Raw genomic sequence first — 213 nt, 5'->3', positions numbered from 1 at the left:
GCCGACGACCGAGCCGATCTCGCCGGTGCCGGGGTCGGGGGACTCGTGGGAGCCGGGCACCCGGCTCCAGGGCTCCCAGGCCGAGCCGCGGCGGACGCTGAGCTCGAGCACCGGCGCGGCCGCGCCGCGGGGCCAGGTGAAGCCGACCAAGGAGTACGTCGTCGTCGCGAGCGTGCCGGTGCCGCGCCGCGCGGACGAGCCGCCGAGGCCCCC

General features: G+C 79.8%; 1 protein-coding gene. It reads right to left on the bottom strand.

Features of this window, described 5'->3' with window-relative positions:
• Nucleotides 1–213 (bottom strand): hypothetical protein (locus tag QWY28_RS24140; RefSeq protein ID WP_300955425.1); only part of this gene is annotated, 213 nt, incomplete at both ends.

It is taken from the genome of Nocardioides oceani (assembly GCF_030412965.1).
Taxonomy (GTDB): domain Bacteria; phylum Actinomycetota; class Actinomycetes; order Propionibacteriales; family Nocardioidaceae; genus Nocardioides; species Nocardioides oceani.
The sequence above is the reverse complement of the archived record's forward strand: the minus strand, read 5'-3'. Positions and strand labels throughout refer to the sequence as shown.